The following is a 15,775-nucleotide window of genomic DNA, read 5'->3' on the forward strand; positions in this document are numbered from 1 at the left end:
TATGTAAACATTTGTTCTGTTGTTTAGTAAAAAAATTTGCGCGTCTAACTCATCACTGAAAGTAACGAGAATGCGACGCGCAGTTATTCAATATAATTCCCGTTACTGTTGCAATGGCAGCTCCGGCTGCATCCATATGAAGTCCCGCTGCCAGCACCAGATTTCCGATCACATTTAGAATAATTCTGAAATTTGTCAACCACCAAAATTACTATTGAACCGTAACCTGGAAAGTTCTATAATGAGTTCCGATATCAGAACTCGGAAAAGATAAATTGTTTCCGATGACGGAAATTTAAAAAATACAAGGTGGAAATTACAATGAATATTACCGTTTATCTTGGAGCTTTGGAGGGAAATGATCCGGCACTTGGAGATGCTGTCCGGGAACTTGGTACATGGATTGGAGAAAGCGGAAATTCTTTGATATATGGTGGATCGAAGTCCGGCCTTATGGGACAGATAGCAGAAAGTGTGCTGAATGCCGGAGGAAAAGTAACAGGCGTGGAACCACAGTTTTTTATAGATTCTGAACTGCAGTATGATGAGATCACAGAACTGATCGTTACGAAAAATATGGCTGAAAGAAAAGCAAAAATGATTGAACTTGGTGATGCATTTATTGCATTTCCGGGAGGCACCGGTACTCTGGAGGAAATCACAGAAGTTATGTCCATGGTTTCCCTCAAACACCTGGATGCCCCCTGTATTCTGTATAATCTGAATGGATATTATGACAGCCTGAAGCAGCTTCTTAACCATATGATCAAGATGGAGCTGTCCTCAGAAAATCGTCAACAGGGAATTTATTTTGCTGATGATCTGGAAGATATCAAAACATATCTGACTGCAGTAACCAGCCCGAAATAAAATTCAATATCAAAGTAACTGGTCGGTATGTTGACAGCAGACTTCTGAACAGTTACGTGTCAGATGACAAATAAAGGTGCACAAACCTCCGCGCAATGCACATCTAAAAACTCATAAAAAAGTACTTCGTCCACAGGAAGTACTTTTTTATACCTTTATACCGAAAAGAAAATATTTTAGTAGCCTGATTCAGTTAATTATGAAAGTACCGCATCCACCAGTCTTCGCGTATATTCTTCCTTTGGTTCATTAATGATATCATCGGGAATTCCGCTTTCCACTACTTTTCCCTCATACAGTACCAGGACCCTGTCGCAGAACATCTGGACAAGAGCCAGATTATGGCAGATAAAGATAAAAGACAGCCCCTTCTTCTCTTTCAAGTCTTTCAGAAGCTCCATGATCTGTTTCTGTATGGTTACATCCAGGGCACTGGTTGCCTCATCACAGATCAGAACTTTTGGTTCCACTGCCAGGGCTCTTGCGATCGCAGCCCGCTGACACTGTCCGCCACTTACCTCATGAGGATATCTTTTTGCATATTCCTTCTCAAGACCGCACTGCTCAAGCAATTCTGCTACTCTTTTCTCTACATCAGCCTTTTTCATTCCACGGTTGCGGAGGCTCTCACCGATCCCGTCACCCAGTGTCCTTCTGGGATCAAAAGAACCCACCGGATTCTGAAAAACCATCTGTATATCTCCATATACCTTTTTCAGCTGACTTTGCTTCAGTCTTGTAATATCTTTTCCTTCAAATTTCAGTGTGCCCTCTGTGATATCAGTCAGCCGGGTGATCAGCTTTGCTATGGTACTTTTCCCACTGCCGGATTCTCCTACGATTCCCAGCGTTTCTCCTCTTTCCAGTATAAAGCTTACATCATTTACTGCTTTAAAAGGATTTTTTCCTCTCTGGGTAAATGTTTTTGTTAAATGTTCTGCCTCTAAAAGTATGCTCATACTCTGACCTTCCTTTGCAGCTTTGGTACAGCCTCCAGCAATTTCCTGGTATAGGGATCCTGGGGATAATCCAGTACACGGTCTGCTGTGCCATATTCTATTGTTTTACCATTTTTCAAAACCAACACAGTATCTGCCATTGCCCGGACTACTCCGATATCATGTGTCACGATCACGATTGCAGTTCCAAACAACTCTCTTAACTTAAGCATTTCCTTTACAACCTGACGCTGTACAGACACATCCAGAGCACTGGTCGGCTCATCTGCAAATAAGATAGGCGGATTCATAAGCATGGCGATTGCAATACCTGCTCTCTGATTCATTCCGCCAGACAGTTCAAATGGATAACTGTCCCACACGCGCTGGCTGTCCTTAAAATTCAGTTTGTCAAACAGATCCATTGCTCTGGTTTTGGCCTCACTTCTTGTTATCTTCGTATGCGCACGCATACTTTCATAAATCTGTTCTCCAATGGTGCGTATCGGACACAGAGAGGCACCTGCGTCCTGAAAGATCATTCCGATTTTTGCACCTCTGATCTTTCTTTTTTCTTTCTCCGGTATATCCAGGATATTCTGATCCATATATCGGATATCTCCTCTTGTCACAAGACCATCCGATCCCAGAAGTCCCATTGCAGCTTTGATCAGAGTGCTTTTTCCACTGCCTGATTCCCCCACAAGACCAAGTATTTCTCCATGTTCAAGGGAGAAGCTCACATTATGAACCACCGCTTTCCCGCCAAATGATATCTCTACGGAATCGTAGGTCAGTATTTTTCTATCCATCTGCAAACCATCCTTGTTAATCCTTACCAAATCAGGGGCAAAATAGTTACTGTTCACTCCGTTCTCAGTAACGTAGCCAAAATTCATTCCAGATTGCCTGCGGCAATGGAATTTTGGCTTGTATGTCTCGGGATTTTGGCATATTCATGTCAAAACACCTCGCGGAATAGTGATATGTGAACAGTAACGCAAAATATCATCTGACCCTGAAATATCATCGTTCAAATGTTCTTCATTTATTCTTACAGTTTAGTTGATATCCAGATCTGCAGTCAGTTCATAATAATCACATGGATGTGCAATCAGTCCTGTTACATTAGACTGCATGATCATACTCATTCTCAGGTGAGAACAGAATACATAGGCATTATCATCCAGGATTGTCTGCTGCATCTGAATCGCCAGATCTGAACGCTTGTCTGCATCAAATTCTTTCTTCATCTGTTTTTCCAGATCTTCCAGTTGATCACTATGATAGTGTCCGTTATTGCTTGCAGATTCATCCAGTGTACAGGAAGTGAAGAAATACTCCGGATCTCCTGTAGGTGCAGTTACCATGGCACTTGCATATACATCCCATAATGTAGGGTCTTTACGGATAGTATTATTATCAGAGGTACAATTTATCTGAACATCCATGCCGATTTCTTTCAAAGTTGCCTGTGCAGACTCTGCAAGAAGCGGGAGCTCCTGACGGCTGGGATAAGTAAGCCAGCGGATCTCCAGTTTCTGTCCGTCTTTTTCACGGATACCGTCACCATCATAATCCACCCATCCTGCTTCCTCCAGAACCTTCTTTGCCCCATCAGGATCATAGCTCTCTGTTGTCAGATTCTGTCCGCCAAAAGAAAAGCTATCCGGGAAAACACCCACTGCAGGATATCCGTATCCTTTCAGGAGCACAGATACAAAGCTTTCCTTATCAATACCCATGGCAATTGCTTTGCGCACTGCAGGGTCAGATGTTACAGGACTTTCAAAGTTCATCCATGCATAGAATGCACGGCTTGTAGCTGTACTGGTAAATGTAAAATCATCATTTTCAAATAAGGGATAGCTTGCATATGCCATACCATAGGCAGCATTGATCTCCCCTGCCTGAAGAGCCATTGCCAGTGTATCACCGTCAGAAATTGTGCGGACAGTGATCTCGTCCACATTTACATCTCCGTTCCAGTAATTTTCATTTTTTGCAAGATTAACATGATCATCTGTCACCAGTTCAGTTGCCACATAAGGGCCTGTACCGATCACAATCCCATCATCACTGATCCCGGCCTGCATATCAATAATGCATCCATAAGGATCACTGAGATAATTGATAAGTGCAGGCTTCGGTTCTGTAGTCTTTATGGTAACAGTATTTCCATCTGCCTCGATGGTATCAATGCAGAGATCTCCTGCTGCACGCTCATGATTGGCAACCAGAGCCTCCAGGCTTTCCTTTACTGCCTCTCCGTCACAGGCACGTCCATTGGAGAACACAACTCCGTCATTCAGTGTGATCTTCCAGGTCAGCTCGTCAATATTTTCATACTCTTTTGCGATCCATGGCTCTATTTCCATTGCATCGGAATAACGGAAAAGCGTTTCCCCTACTCCATAACGGATACACGCCCATCCTGCATATGTATTTTGTGGATTAATATCTGCCTCTTCATTTTCCGCATTAAAGGTGGTATCGCCAAATACAAATGTCTTTTTATCTGCAGCCAGTGTTGGCATAACAGTCATTCCTACAGCCAGCCCCAGGGCAATTGCCATTGCCAGAAATTTCTTTGCTCTCATTTTCTTTTCTCCTTGTGTTTTCAATATTACTTATCATAAACGACTGTTCTTCGGATCCAGATAGTCACGGACTGTATCACCTAATAGATTGAAAATTGCCACAGATATAAAAATTGCAATTCCAGGTGATAATACTACCCATGGATATGTCTGGATCATACTTCGTCCGCTGCTCATCATACTTCCCCACTCAGCCATGGGAATCTGTGCTCCCAGTCCAAGAAATGACAGACCTGCAAGCTCCATCATCATAGTACCGATATCAAGCATGGCTGTTACCAGAACAGGCCCCAGCATATTGGGAAGAATATGCCTGAGCATAATCTGACCTGAGCTGTCACCTGCCAGTATGGCAGCATGAATATAGGGTTCCTCTTTTAATGCCAGAGTCTGCCCTCTGGCAATACGTGAATATTTCGGCCAGCTTACTACTGCCAGTGCTATAACAGCATTCTGAATGCCTCCCCCAAGAATAGCCGCAATCGCCATGGCAAATACAAGCCCAGGGAAAGCAAGACATACATCTGAAATCCTCATCATAACAGCATCTGCAGCTCCGCCAAAATATCCGCAGCATACACCCACAGCTGTTCCCAGCACAAAAATCACAGCAACCAGAATAAAGGTAGAGAAAATACTGGCTCTTGCACCACTTATCACTCTGGACAGCATATCTCTCCCATATGTATCTGTTCCCATAGGATGCTGAAGACTGGGAGGCTGAAGTGCACTTGCCAGATCCTGTGCATAAGGGTCATATGGACAGAGATGCTCTGAAAAAATTGCAAGTATTACAAGCCCTATTGCCAGAATAAGAAAAAAGATCAGCTTTTGTTTTATATGGTTTTTCTTAATCTTCTGTACACGCACTGTCACATTTTTATTCTGCTTTTCACTCATTGTTTCACACCTCCCAGACGGATTCTCGGATCCAGGAACCGGTATGACAGATCTGTAAGCAGATTTACTACAACATAGATGATCGCCATCCACATAACATATGCCTGAATAATAGGATAATCACGCATGGAGATGGCATCTACTGCCATCTTCCCAACTCCATCCCACAGAAAGATGGATTCTACGATTGCAGTTCCTCCCAGCAGATTTCCCACTGACAGCATCAGCAAGGTAATGATGGTTACCAGCGAAGCCTTCATAATACTTTTCCAAAGAGTGACAGAAAACTTTACTCCTCTTGCTTTCGCTCCTGCCACATAGTCTTTGCTTAATTCGTCCAGCACAGTTGCACGGACCTGTCGCAGATACTTGGCTGACATGGCAATTGCCAGAGTGATCGCCGGCATTGCCACACTCTTTAAACTTACATCTTTGGATATAACCGGAAAAATCCTCAGCCTGATTGCAAGAAAATACATCAACAGCAATGATACAAAAAAATTAGGAAGACTGTTTCCTATAAAGCTGCATAAACGGATCAGATAATCCGTTATCGTATTCTGTTTTACTGCTGACAGAATCCCCAGAGGGATTGATATGATGATGGTCAGCAAAATAGATGTCACTGTAAGAAGCAGCGTTGCCGGAAGCTTCGATATGAACGTATCAAAAACCGGAAGACTGGATACATAGCTGTTTCCCATATCTCCATGAAGCAGTTTCCCAAGCCACACAAAATACTGGGTCAGAAATGGTTTGTCCAGTCCCAGCTGTTCTCTGGCTGCATTTAACTTATCTTCTGACAGGATCTGTCCTGTATTTTCCATTTTTTGTGTTACTACATCACTTCCCGCAATCCGCATCATGCCATAAGAGAGAAAAGTAATCGCAAACAAAATGGGAATCAGCTGAAGCAGTCGTCTGAATGCGTATTTTTTCATTTGAATATCTCCATTTTATAATTTTTCAAAATTATACTCCTAATTAGCCACCATTCAGTTTAACAAAAGCAAAAATAGCCCACAACCCACCCTGGGGGTTATAAGCTATTCTTAATTTGAATATCTATCTTTGTTTTTGGAATACCTATGATCATTTAATGCTTTGGCAATCTATTCTTTAAAAATCCCACAAGTTCAGCCACACTCTCGTCCATCTCTTCTCCTTTGTGGAGTATAAAGCCAAAAATCACTTTACTGTCTCCAAGATCCAAAGGAATTCCCGGTGTAGTTCCTTCTTTGTTTTCTGACAGGTAACTTCCGCTTATATTTGCCACCTTACTGTTCTTCAGCATTTTTTCCATAATATAATCACTGTTGGTCAGCACGGAAATGTCAATGTCCTTCCATTGGAATGCATCTTCTTTTACAGCACCGATGTCAAAAAATTCATCCTGATAATTCTGTATAAAACGGATTCCTTCCAGGTCTTCCAGTTCTGCCCTCTCTTTGCCGGAATTGTAAAGCTCTGTCAGCCCTCCCGGATACAGCATTACATCTGTTTCATAGATAGGTTCGAAATACATTTTGTTTTTTGACAGTTCATACAGGAAATTTTCCTTCTGCTGACTGAGGATATATACAAAACCAATGTCATCCATATAATCCCGTACCCTTTCCATTACACTTTTTACGCCTGCTGTTGTTACCTGGAAATGGTACTTTTTTTCATAGGTTTCATTATAAAAGTCTACAAACTGATTTGCAAACCAGGAGCTGGGATTTAAAGATATCCGGATCCATTTTGTCATTCCGCTGGAAGCCATATTTTCCAGAACATTTACTTCATTTATAATTTTCGACGCATATTCATAAATCTTGTGTCCCTGCACTGTCAGTCTGATTCCTCTTGGCAACCGTTCAAAAAGCTGCATTCCCAGAGTATCTTCCAGTCCCTTGATCACCTTGCTGACACTGGGCTGTGTAGAATACAGATTTTTCGCAGCATCACTGAATGAACCAGTCTGTGCACATACTACGAAATACTGTAATTGTTTTAAATCCATAAAGATTTTGTCTCTCTTTCTGTTTTTATCCGCCATTAAATCTTTTTTCTGTTTTGAATTTTATCTCTGTACATTCTGTGATCTGCCATAATACGGATATCGCCAACCTCAGGGCTGTGCTCCGGATAAATAGCATAGCCACAGCTTGTATCCACATGCAGTATATGTCCTTCTATCACAAAGGGCGCATCAATTGCATTCTTTATTCTTCTGACCATCATTTCACAGAATTCATCATTTATATTGCCCTCCTCAATGATCAGTGAAAACTCATCTCCCCCGATCCGGAAAGCATAATCTGTATTTCGTATACATTTACGCAGTCTCTGGGAAACCGCCTTCAGTAATTTGTCTCCCATATCATGTCCATACGTATCATTAACCGGTTTAAACCTGTCCAGATCCAGATAAAACATTGCGAATTTTTTATGGAATTTACCATTTTGTTTTAATTTTGTGGAAAGATAACGCTCATTGTAAAGTCCGGTCAGTCCATCTGTATTTGCCAGCTTCTCAAGTTCATGCTTCTGACCAATATCCTGAACGATCAGCATAACTTTCGACAGTACGCTTCCTTTCCATTCCACAGGAATCACTGACATTACTTTGTAAGAAGACTTATCAAAATTACAATATTCAAACGTGTACAAATCCTCTTCCGACAAAATAACCTTTCTTAGATGTTCCGGCGAAAGCAGATATTCCATCTGTGCATTGATTGATTCCGTAATAACCACATATTTTTGAGACATATAATGAATAAATTTCAGATAATCTCCTGTAGGCTGATAAACTGCGTCATTGTTCATTTCATAATAGTCATACCGTCCACTGTCCAGATCACAGACAGCAAAGCGCTCCACAATTCTGGTAACACCCTGGAGAAGCTGATCCATGGCAATATTCTGCCTCAGCATCTTTCTGCGCTCTTTTTCCGCATTCTTCGAATCTGTCACATCACGTAAAAAGATCATGGCATGTTTGGGATTTCCATTCTCATCTGTATCCCCTGCCATCACTACATTTCTGGCAATACGCTGTTCTCCGTTAATCATCACCTTACATTCCTGGCTTAATTCTCCTTTAATCTTGCCCAGTTCCTTTATAATATATTCCCTGTTATAAATTTGTGCGACTGCCACTTTACTCTCCGGACAGACATAATTATCAAGAAACCTCTGTATCAGCTCATCCCATGTCTGACTGTTTCTGAAAATTTCCAGAAGTGGATTCTCTACTTTCATGGATTCAAAAGTATTTTCCTGAAGATCGACATAATATTCACACATATTCAAATCAGTAAAAGCACGATGAAAAGCTTCTTCTCTTGCTTCCTGTTCTGATGCTTTCTTACGTTTATCAATGTTAACAATAACCCCCACCAACTGACTGAGAGAACCATTCATACGCCGGACAGCCCTGCAATTTGTATTAAACCACTGATAGTTTCCATCCCGCATTAAAATTCTGTATTCTCCCTCATATTTTTCATGCTGAAAATCGCCAGGAACTCTTTCCATAAATTCAATGATTTCAGAACGGTCATCCGGATGTATTCTGCCCAATACAGCTTCTGCAGTGTTCGGTATTTCACTATTATCTTTAAATCCCAGCATATGGCAGAACGTGTCACTCAATGTCACCTTTGATATTGTTTCTTCCTGATCATAATCTATACTCCATAAACCATTCTCCACCATTTCATTGATCAGTTCCAGATTCTGAGTTGAACGGTCAGACCTGGCAGATAACACCCATACCGGCCGTCCTTCATTATCCTCAGCATCTGTTTTTACGATCCTGACTAATATGGGGGAGCCTTTGCTGTCCATAAGATACATTGTATAGAATCCATGCAGATTCCTGAATTCTTCAGCAGAAAGGAAACACTCCTGATCATTGCAGATCACATTGCTCAAATAGCCACCGGATACTTCCATAAATTCATTAAGTTCATATCCTAAAATCTGCAGAAAAAAATTGCTTATCGTCCAGATACTAAGTTTTTCATCATAATAACCGGCAACTGTCCCTACAGGGTCATTCTGAGTCAGTACATATTTAAAAGCTTCCTGAGCAGAAGCATTGATATCTGTATCCATATCCGCATCTTTATTTGCCATATATATTTCGATGTTATTCATTTTCCCAAGCATACTTTCATGCTCTGACATAATATTCTCAACCTCTCTCCAACATACAAAAAAAGAATAATGTGCAGCTTTGCGCCACAGCCTTTCGACTGCTTTGCCTATACTGAATCCTGAAACAGTATCTCTGTTTTATATCTTCATGAACTCAATATACTATCCTTTTTAATTTTTTATTACTTTTTGCCTTCTAAAGCAAATTAATATTTTGGGGAATTGCAATAGATTATTATCACATATTCTTATAATAATATCAACCGCCTTTTTTCTATTTTACATTATTATTTCATAAGAAAACAAATCCGACATCTTACAAATAAAGATGCCGGATCCGTCTTGTTATTACTATTCAATTTATCATCCTGCCAGATGCAATACTTCTAATAAAAGTACCCAACTCAAACCATAATATGTCACAACTGCCACAAGGTCATTGATCGTAGTGATCAGCGGACCGGATGCAACTGCAGGGTCAATCTTTATCTTCTTAAAAAACAGCGGAATACATGTACCAACTGCACTGGAGATCAGCATTGCCAGCAGCAGTGCTGCGCCAATACATCCTGATACTGCATAGGAAAACAGAAGTGTTTTCCCCTTAAACAGATAGATATACAATCCTATCAGTATAAAGGACAGGAATCCAAGAAGACTGCCGTTACACAAGCCTATCCTCATTTCCTTCCATACCAGTTCCAATTTCTGCTTTCCTGTCAGTGATTCATCCATGAGAACACGAATTGTTACAGCCAGTGACTGTGTACCGACGTTACCTGCCATATCCAGGATCAGTGACTGGAAGCACATAATAATCGGAAGTGCAGTTACTACTTTTTCAAAAATTCCTACCACAGAGGAAACAACCATACCAAGTCCCAGAAGAATGATCAGCCATGGCATACGTTTCTTCATACTCTCTTTCAGCGGCTCTTTCAGATCCTCTTCTGCAGTCAGACCGGCCAGCTTCGCATAGTCATCACCCATCTCATCATCAACCAGGTCAATGATACTGGCAGATGTGATAACCCCCAGAAGCTGATTATCATTGTCAAGAACCGGAATTGAATCCTCAGAATAATCCTTCAGTTCTTCAATACAGTCATCAATGCTTTCCTCCGCGTATACATACGGATAAGAAGTCACCACCAGATTCTCAAGCAGATCATCCCGTCTTGCAATGATCAGTTCTTTCAGGTTGATCGCCCCATAAAATTTCTGCTGCTCTGTCACTACAAAAATAGTAGAAATATTGTCATTTTTTGCAGCCTGCTCGATCAGACTGCTCATTGCCTGCTTAACTGTCAGTTTATCTGTGATCACAATATAATTTGTTGTCATGCGGCTTCCGATCTCATCCTCATCAAAGGATGCGATCATCTCCACATCACGTCGAACCTCAGGTTCAAGCAGATCGATCAGTATTTTTTTCTTTGTTTTTTCAACTTTATTTAATACATCTGCAAGAGCATCTGTCTCCATTCTGGATAAAATGGCTGCTGCTTTTTTCACATCCATTTCATTCAGATACTCTGCTGCATTCTCCTCATCTGTATATTCAAAAATATCAGAAAGCATATCTGTGTCCAGAATACGGTACAGTTTGTATCGCTCCTGTACAGTCAGAACCGGTAATACATCAGCCAGGTCATTCTCATGATAATCCTGCAGTCTGGCTACCATAACAGCCGGAGATGTGTTGCTGCGGATAATCTTCAGAATTTCTTTTGAATAATCCTGTACTCTTTTTTCCATTACTTTTTCCTCCGTTATTTACATAAAAGTACACAAAAAGAAAGCAGTCTGTTACACTTGTTATGTTTACTGCTACCTTCTCTATACATTTTCCAGCACAACAAATGAGTAAGTTCTGTCATCACTTACTCTTGTCCTCTGTCAAATATGTAATTGCATGATTCGGGAGATTTCATAATACAGGATAAGATATAAAAAGACGTGGTAATATATGACTACAGCAGAACAGAAGGGCTGCTATACTCATATACTCTTTTTATTTCAGATCCTGTGCTACTACTTCGCCCATGAGAATCGCAATTATCCATTCTGTTCCACCTGCCTTTTCTGTCAAGCGGATATTCGCAATCCGCTTCGCTACTTGCTCATAACCGAATAACTGCTCCGCAGTTTATTCGGTTAAATTTTCAAATTATCAATTTGTTCAAAACTGAAATGCACTGTTATTGTAACCGCCCCACACTGAAAAAGCAACCCTGTTTTACTATTTTTTACATTAAATTTTGTTAATATTAACGTAATGACAGGTTTGCTTCTTTTGCAGACAAATGTTACAATAAAATCACTTTATCAACACTATATTTCACATATTTACAGGAGAATATTTTTTATGTCATTTATCAGTGCTTTTGATGTAATGGGGCCGAACATGATCGGCCCTTCCAGCTCACATACCGCAGGTGCGGCACGTATTTCCTATCTTGCCCAAAAGATGCTTGAAGGTCCCTTAAAAAGAGCTGATTTTATTTTGTACGGTTCCTTTGCCAGAACCTACCACGGACACGGCACAGACCGTGCTCTGCTTGGGGGCATCATGGGTTTTTCCACAGATGATATGCGCATCCGGTATTCTTATGAGCTTGCACACGAAAATGGTCTGGAATTTTCTTTTACTCCAAATGAAACAGAAACAGATATCCATCCAAATACTGTAGATATCTGTATGGAAAATGAAAAGGGCCAGAAAATGACTGTCCGTGGAGAATCTCTGGGCGGCGGCAAGGTCCGCATCGTGGAGATCAACCATGTACAGGTAGATTTTACAGGCGAATACAGTGCTGTGATCGTGATTCATCAGGATACCCCGGGGGTTGCGGCTTATATCACAAAATGTCTCAGTGACCGCAGGATCAACATTGCATTTATGCGCCTCTTCCGCGAGGGAAAAGGTGATATTGCCTACACCATCGTAGAATCTGACGGCAGACTTCCGGAGGACATTGTCCCCGTGATCCGTGAAAACCCTAATATTCACGAAGTTATGATCGTACAGATGTAGAAAAAGGAGGATTTTTATTATGGATTTTAAAAATGCACAGGAACTGCTCACACTCTGTGAAGAAAAAAATCTTCCTATTTCAGAGATCATGCGAATCCGCGAAATCGAACTTGGGGAAACAACAGCTGAGACTGTGAAAGAAAAAATGACCCGGGTACTGGAAATTATGAAAGAGGCCGCACGTTCTCCCATCCACAAGCCGGTAACATCCATGGGTGGTCTGATCGGTGGTGAATCCAGAAAACTAAGTCTGCATGCACAACAAAAAAAGGAGCTCTGTGGTGATCTCCTTCAAAAGGCAATTACTTATGCCATGGCAACACTGGAAACCAACGCTTCCATGGGTCTGATCGTAGCCTCTCCCACTGCCGGTTCTGCCGGAATCGTTCCCGGACTGATGCTTGCAATGCAGGAGCATTATCATTTCTCTGATGCCACGATTATCCAGGCATTATTTAATGCAAGTGCTATCGGATACCTGGCAATGCGCAATGCCACAGTCGCAGGTGCTGTAGGCGGATGCCAGGCTGAGGTTGGTGTTGCTTCTGCCATGGCAGCTTCTGCTGCTGTGGAACTGATGGGCGGTACCCCAAAAGAATGTACTTATGCCGCATCTACTGTTCTTATGAATATGCTGGGCCTGGTCTGTGATCCGGTAGGCGGTCTGGTAGAATATCCTTGCCAGAACAGAAATGCAGCAGGTGTGGCCAATGCGGTGATCGCTGCTGAAATGGCTCTCGCCGGAATCCGCCAGCTGATTCCTCTGGATGAAATGATACAGACTATGTTTGCAGTAGGCAGGAAGCTTCCTGCTGAACTGCGTGAAACTGCAATGGGTGGATGCGCCGTCACCCCATCTGCGTGTGAAGCATGTCATATATGCAGATAATCTGTTTCATCATTTATGCTTTCTATTCTGGCAAGTGTAATTGCCTATTACATTTGCAAATGGCTGGATAGAAAATAGCAGCTGGTAGTCAGCCTAGGGAATAAGCCACCCTGCCAAAACGGAATAGAAAATCCCCAGAGTTCGCACCTCCGGGGCTTTTTGCTGTGTTACTAATGAATTAGTTTCATCATTTCGCCTATCGGCATTATTACATATGCAGATTTTGAAATCAATATGCATATGACTCAGTTCTTCAATAAAACCAATTTTCTTCATCCGTCTTAAGCAATGCACTCTTCGCCAGCTGATCTGCCTCTTCATTGTAGTGATTGCCTGTATGGGCTGCTATTTTACAAAAAGAAATCTTTACTTTCTTTCCTGCTTCCTGCATATAGGCTGCGTATTTGCTGGTCAGTGGTGTTTTGGCTCTCCATACACCTGTTACCCATTTCTCTACCCCTTCATAATCATAGCGGATTTCCACAGCCGGATATTTGTTTTCTATGGCCCAGTTTACTGCAGTCATGGAACCAAGCATCTCTCCTGCCACATTTCGGATGGCAACTCCTGCAGGGTCACTGCCACTTCCGGATTTGCGGATTTCCTGTCCGTCCGGTGTAAGGATCACACAGCCAAAAGCATATCTGCCAATGCTTTTCTCAAAGCTTCCGTCCACATAGGCAATGACCATATTTTCAGGTACCTCCACGATTCCTGCTGCTTCTTTTGCTTTATCACCGGACACATTTCCTGCTGTCTCCATGTTCAGAAAAGCCAGTGCTTCCTCTTTTTCTGTAAATCCCCGAAACTCAGCTCCTGAATATCCGCTTACTGCCTTCTGGCACTCCGCCCATGTAGCAAAAAGTCCTGTTTTATGTCCCTTGCGTACTGCATATATTTTCTTCTTTGCCATAAAATCCTCCTGAACAATCAATATTTTGACTCACATTACTTTACTATATTTTGATTAATACTATATAATCTTTCTTTCTATCAGGCAAGTTATACAATGGAAATTTCTCAAAAAAACGTGCAGATACATTTTTAAATCGAGATAAACTTTCAAGCCTGAAGTTATCTGTCGACTTCAATGTTTCTGCACGTTTTTTATAATAACAGATATTTTTAATCAATACCTTCTGTTAATCTGTAGCAATTACATAAAATACTGCATTCCTCTTTATCTGAATTTATAAAGCCTTATGATACAATTCCACAATATCCTGTTTCCTGGAGGATCTTGGATTTACTACAATATTTCCGCTCTTCATAGCATCATCCGCCATGGCATCAATCTTGCTTTCAATCTCCTCATCAGAAAGCTTTTCTCCCTTCTTCGCCTGGCGGATGGCTGTAGTCAGGTCTTCCGGGATTCCGATATCTTCGTTTAATTCCCGGATGGCATCCACCAGCATCAGCGGTTCAAACTCGTCCTCATATGCCGGGATCGGACTGATATAATTGTAAATCTTCAGATATCTGCCCTGATCTGCCAGCGCATTATATTCTGCAATCACAGGGAGAAGAACTGCATTTGCCACTCCATGTGCCACATTAAAGAAAGCACTTACCGGATGACTCATGGCATGAACATTTCCAAGTCTTGCAAAGGAAAAGGCGATTCCTGCAAAAAGAGATCCCGTAAGCATTGCCTCTGCAGCCTCCAGATCTGTACGTCTTGCCACAAAACGGCGGATATTTCCACCGATCAGCTCCATTGCTTTCTCTGCCATTGCGTCAGAAAACGGAGATGCTGCTGTGGAAACATAAGCCTCCTCCGCATGGATAAATGCATCGATTCCGCATGCTGCTGCCACAGATGCCGGAGCAGAGGTGAGAAGCTCAGGATCCAGGATCGCATATGCAGGAAGAAGTTCATAACTGAATACCGTCAGCTTATAATCTCTGCTGTGGTCAGTGATAACAGAAAATGCCGTAACCTCTGAGCCGGTTCCCGCAGTAGTCGGGATTGCGATCAGCGGAACAATTTTTCCGGGAACCTTATGTGCCCCCTCATATTCTGTAATGCTTCCGCCATATTTAGCCGTAACTCCCACTGCTTTTGCCACATCCATAGGAGAACCACCGCCCAGCGCAACGATAAAATCTGCGCCGGAATCCTTATACGCTTCTGTCGCTTTTTCCACTGTGGTAACAGATGGGTTTGCTTCCACATCTGTAAAAATATCCACTGCCATTCCGGCGTCTTTCAGATAATCCGTCGCCTTATCCACAACTCCCATTTTCCGGAGAGTTGGTCCGGAGATCAGCATTGCATGAGAGCCCCCAAGCTTTTTGGCACATTCCGGAAGCTTTGCCAGAGTACCAGCACCGACTGTAATATTCTGAGGAATAAAAAATTCAAATGGATTCATTAATTTCTGCCTCTTTT

The 15,775-nt window shown here is 41.9% G+C and carries 14 protein-coding genes and 1 riboswitch; of the genes, 3 read left to right on the top strand and 11 right to left on the bottom strand.

The window, feature by feature from the left end:
* Window positions 1-52: 52 nt before the first annotated feature.
* Window positions 53-199: a hypothetical protein gene (locus ACTNDS_RS06365; protein WP_441034507.1), complete on the bottom strand. Its 147-nt coding sequence runs from the start codon at window positions 197-199 to the stop codon at window positions 53-55.
* A 122-nt stretch (window positions 200-321) separates the two neighbouring features.
* Here ACTNDS_RS06365 and ACTNDS_RS06370 point away from each other — a divergent pair, with 122 nt between their 5' ends.
* Window positions 322-870, top strand: coding sequence for a TIGR00730 family Rossman fold protein (locus tag ACTNDS_RS06370; RefSeq protein WP_441034508.1), 549 nt, complete (start codon window positions 322-324; stop codon window positions 868-870).
* A 197-nt stretch (window positions 871-1,067) separates the two neighbouring features.
* Here ACTNDS_RS06370 and ACTNDS_RS06375 read toward each other — a convergent pair whose 3' ends face one another.
* The 8 genes from ACTNDS_RS06375 to mgtE all read right to left on the bottom strand — a co-directional run bounded on the left by ACTNDS_RS06375 (window position 1,068) and on the right by mgtE (window position 11,215).
* Window positions 1,068-1,829, bottom strand: a complete 762-nt coding sequence (locus ACTNDS_RS06375) for an ABC transporter ATP-binding protein (RefSeq protein WP_441034509.1) — start codon at window positions 1,827-1,829, stop codon at window positions 1,068-1,070.
* On the bottom strand, window positions 1,826-2,707 hold the full coding sequence (locus tag ACTNDS_RS06380; RefSeq protein WP_441034510.1) for an ABC transporter ATP-binding protein: 882 nt from the start codon (window positions 2,705-2,707) through the stop codon (window positions 1,826-1,828). The genes ACTNDS_RS06375 and ACTNDS_RS06380 overlap by 4 nt, the downstream gene beginning before the upstream one ends.
* A gap of 162 nt (window positions 2,708-2,869) precedes the next feature.
* Complete coding sequence (locus tag ACTNDS_RS06385; RefSeq protein WP_441034511.1) at window positions 2,870-4,408, bottom strand: ABC transporter substrate-binding protein; 1,539 nt, start codon at window positions 4,406-4,408, stop codon at window positions 2,870-2,872.
* A gap of 33 nt (window positions 4,409-4,441) precedes the next feature.
* Window positions 4,442-5,308: a nickel transporter permease gene (gene nikC, locus ACTNDS_RS06390; RefSeq protein ID WP_062807992.1), complete on the bottom strand. Its 867-nt coding sequence runs from the start codon at window positions 5,306-5,308 to the stop codon at window positions 4,442-4,444.
* The gene (gene nikB, locus ACTNDS_RS06395) at window positions 5,305-6,249 is read right to left on the bottom strand and encodes a nickel ABC transporter permease (protein WP_441034512.1); all 945 of its coding nucleotides are present in this window, start codon (window positions 6,247-6,249) and stop codon (window positions 5,305-5,307) included. The genes nikC and nikB overlap by 4 nt, the downstream gene beginning before the upstream one ends.
* 155 nt (window positions 6,250-6,404) lie before the next feature.
* Window positions 6,405-7,313 (bottom strand): LysR family transcriptional regulator, encoded by a 909-nt coding sequence (locus ACTNDS_RS06400; RefSeq protein ID WP_441034513.1) that lies wholly within the window; start codon window positions 7,311-7,313, stop codon window positions 6,405-6,407.
* 35 nt (window positions 7,314-7,348) lie between these two features.
* Complete coding sequence (locus ACTNDS_RS06405) at window positions 7,349-9,487, bottom strand: sensor domain-containing diguanylate cyclase (protein WP_441034514.1); 2,139 nt, start codon at window positions 9,485-9,487, stop codon at window positions 7,349-7,351.
* A gap of 3 nt (window positions 9,488-9,490) precedes the next feature.
* A riboswitch (cyclic di-GMP riboswitch) is annotated at window positions 9,491-9,575 on the bottom strand.
* Window positions 9,576-9,820: 245 nt separating this feature from the next.
* The gene (gene mgtE, locus ACTNDS_RS06410; RefSeq protein ID WP_441034515.1) at window positions 9,821-11,215 is read right to left on the bottom strand and encodes a magnesium transporter; all 1,395 of its coding nucleotides are present in this window, start codon (window positions 11,213-11,215) and stop codon (window positions 9,821-9,823) included.
* 610 nt (window positions 11,216-11,825) lie between these two features.
* Between mgtE and sdaAB the strand changes: the two genes are divergently transcribed.
* Together sdaAB and sdaAA are read left to right on the top strand one after the other, a co-directional pair.
* Complete coding sequence (sdaAB, locus tag ACTNDS_RS06415; protein ID WP_441034517.1) at window positions 11,826-12,494, top strand: L-serine ammonia-lyase, iron-sulfur-dependent subunit beta; 669 nt, start codon at window positions 11,826-11,828, stop codon at window positions 12,492-12,494.
* A gap of 19 nt (window positions 12,495-12,513) precedes the next feature.
* Window positions 12,514-13,383 (top strand): L-serine ammonia-lyase, iron-sulfur-dependent, subunit alpha, encoded by an 870-nt coding sequence (sdaAA, locus tag ACTNDS_RS06420; protein ID WP_441034519.1) that lies wholly within the window; start codon window positions 12,514-12,516, stop codon window positions 13,381-13,383.
* Window positions 13,384-13,636: 253 nt separating this feature from the next.
* Here sdaAA and ACTNDS_RS06425 read toward each other — a convergent pair whose 3' ends face one another.
* Together ACTNDS_RS06425 and ACTNDS_RS06430 are read right to left on the bottom strand one after the other, a co-directional pair.
* On the bottom strand, window positions 13,637-14,296 hold the full coding sequence (locus ACTNDS_RS06425; protein ID WP_441034520.1) for a ribonuclease H1 domain-containing protein: 660 nt from the start codon (window positions 14,294-14,296) through the stop codon (window positions 13,637-13,639).
* A gap of 277 nt (window positions 14,297-14,573) precedes the next feature.
* The gene (locus ACTNDS_RS06430; RefSeq protein ID WP_441034522.1) at window positions 14,574-15,758 is read right to left on the bottom strand and encodes an iron-containing alcohol dehydrogenase; all 1,185 of its coding nucleotides are present in this window, start codon (window positions 15,756-15,758) and stop codon (window positions 14,574-14,576) included.
* Between the last annotated feature and the right edge of the window lie 17 nt (window positions 15,759-15,775).

Source organism: Blautia sp. HCP3S3_C12, assembly GCF_052064155.1.
Taxonomy (GTDB): Bacteria; Bacillota; Clostridia; order Lachnospirales; family Lachnospiraceae; genus Blautia_A.